Source organism: uncultured Rothia sp. (assembly GCF_937976295.1).
Taxonomy (GTDB): Bacteria; Actinomycetota; Actinomycetes; order Actinomycetales; family Micrococcaceae; genus Rothia.
Genome location: NZ_CALJRY010000153.1, coordinates 1 through 2,322, shown reverse-complemented (window position 1 = coordinate 2,322; position 2,322 = coordinate 1). Strand labels below are relative to the sequence as shown.

Genomic DNA, 2,322 nt, shown 5'->3' with positions numbered 1-2,322 from the left:
CCCCCGGCTTGAAAGGATGTGCCATGTATTCCTCCTACTCCCCCTCCTACCGCCGTAAGCTTGAGCGCGCGGCGCGGCGCTTGAACGCTAAGCAGTTCGCCCGCTTGAAGGCACTGGGTGCGACCTTGCACATTAACGCTTATGTGCATAGTAAGCGCCCCCGCAATGGTCAGCTGCGACTGTCCGCGCATCTGTATTTCGACCTGCCGTTGCAGGAATCCGGTGTGGTGATTCAGCGCGGCATTGCGGATGTCGCCCTGCTCATGCCTGGGTATGTGTGTGCGAAAGACCCGGCGCGTCTGCTGGTTACTCAGCGCGCCGCTGTGAACGAGGATATTGTCAAGCTGCACTCCCACCACCTTTTTGTTCCGGTGGATGAGGAAATGCAGAAGCGCATTGATGCAGAAGACGGTACCGTGTACGCAGAGCAGCTACAGCTGGTCATTGACTCCTACAAGAAGCTCATCGTCAAGCATGGCGGCTTCCTTGAAGGCTTGACCATCTCCCTCTCCTAATCCCCGAAAGGAACCCCGAACATGCCCATTCCTACCCGCCTGTATGCGAGCGCCAATCTTACCCGGGACGTCTCGAAGGGCACCCGCCGGCAGTACCTTAAAGCATTGGCACAGTATGAGGGTTTTGACGTCGAGGGCATCACCTATCACAGCCGGGATGCCATTTTCCGTGCCATGCTCTCAGTGACAGGCAAAGGTGAAGATGCACCCTTCCTGCTACTAGGAGATGCGCCGCGCAGCCCTGATCTCTTCCTGGCAAAGCTGGTTCCTGCTGACACAGCCCCGGCTGAACCGTGGCAGAAAATGTTCCACGGCCTCACGTCTGAAGGCATGAGTTTCGGTGAGGTGATGCAGGAATACAGATTCGACGTGACCTTAGATGCCCTCCTGACAGCAGAAGTTAGGGGCACCTCGAACAATGGGCATTACCGCATCACCGAATGCGCTAATGTCACCGCCGGGACCGCCTATCTGCTCGGTGGCAGCACGGCTCCAAGCCGTCTACCCGATGGCTCCTACGTGCTGGTTGAAAAGACCTCCGACTGCTACAGCTAGGCCAAAAATGCGAGCGCGCCCCTCACGCTGTTTCTGTACCAGGGGGCGCGCTCGCATATGGCATCTGTGCACCTGGGACATAATGACGATTTACCAAGCACACAGCTAATAAATATGGGAGAATTAAGGCATAACCAATATTGATTGCTGATTCATGAAGCATCAATAGCTGAACCCTCGCCACGCATGGAGCGTGGCAGCCCTCCCTAAGAGAAAGGACACTCAAAATGAGCTCTACCGATGAGTGGCACTTACCCCCGTATCGATTGTCTGTTGCCGATAAGCAGAAACTCACGTCTGATGCCATCGAATGGATTAACCGTTCCGGCTACACCCCCAAGATCTACCGTGGACTAACCACGTTCCCGGTCCCCCCAGAAAAAGGCGAGACTGCGCCCCCGCAGCTCACCTGGAAAATCAACCTTTACTACTTAAGGTCACCAGAAAGTATCGACCCCGACGAAGACACGACCATCTCCAACGACATGCGTCTTACCATCCTGAATAATTTGAAGCTCCGCAAGAGCTACACCGTGGAGGTTCCGGAAGGCGTCAATCTGCAGCAGTTCATCCGTGAGCACGAAGCAGAAGTGGTGGACCCGCTCATGTACACCTGGGTTCGCACCGTCACCCACAAGGACTGGGACAACCTGGAGGTAAAGGAAGTACCGCTCGTAGGCACCCCTCCCCGAATCGAGCACAAAAACCCTGAGCTTGATCAGAAGGTCACTGGCTACCCGGGCAACCGATTTGACCAGTGGAAAGTGGATAAAATTGAGGCCTGGCTTCAGGAGAAGGGGCTAGAGCCGACCGTCCGCAACGTCCTGCAAGCCAATCTGGATTTGCGCTATTTGTTCGGCAATTGCGTCGAGGTAGATGACACCCAATACATCTGCAACCTCGTCTCTGAGGAGGATCTAAGTCTCGTAGGTGGGGGAATCACGCGGGCAGTCCTGAAGGGCTTCTCCTTCACGCATGACAAGTGGCTTTATCTACCTCCTGCTCATGCGAGGTTCCCCGAAGAACTCGTCGGTATCGTGGCACAACGAATCACCACCTTAGTGCCGAATCGCGAGGGCAAGGAGGAAATTCTAGAGGTCTTCAGGCACCGCCCCACCGGTCACTGGCGCCAAGAGCTTTACATCATTACGAAGTTCCTGCCTGCCGAAGAAGAATAACCTGGCAGTCATCGCAATAAGGCGAGCGCCCCGCAGCTTGATTCTGCGCCTATTGATTTAAATATGAAACTCAT

The 2,322-nt window shown here is 55.2% G+C and carries 3 protein-coding genes; all 3 read left to right on the top strand.

Translation table 11 applies throughout. The annotated features are described in order from the left end of the window. On the top strand, nt 1–515 hold a 515-nt coding region (locus Q0216_RS04055; RefSeq protein WP_298593136.1), incomplete at its 5' end, for a hypothetical protein. A gap of 21 nt (nt 516–536) precedes the next feature. Beyond that, on the top strand, nt 537–1,070 hold the full coding sequence (locus Q0216_RS04050) for a hypothetical protein (protein ID WP_298593135.1): 534 nt from the start codon (nt 537–539) through the stop codon (nt 1,068–1,070). 227 nt (nt 1,071–1,297) lie between these two features. Next, nucleotides 1,298–2,248, top strand: coding sequence for a hypothetical protein (locus Q0216_RS04045; protein ID WP_298593133.1), 951 nt, complete (start codon nt 1,298–1,300; stop codon nt 2,246–2,248). Nucleotides 2,249–2,322: the final 74 nt, after the last annotated feature.

Coding starts and splice junctions, on each gene's coding strand:
- Q0216_RS04050 (WP_298593135.1), top strand. CDS start 537: ATGCCCATTCCTACCCGCCTGTATGCGAGCGCCAATCTTACCCGGGAC.
- Q0216_RS04045 (WP_298593133.1), top strand. CDS start 1,298: ATGAGCTCTACCGATGAGTGGCACTTACCCCCGTATCGATTGTCTGTT.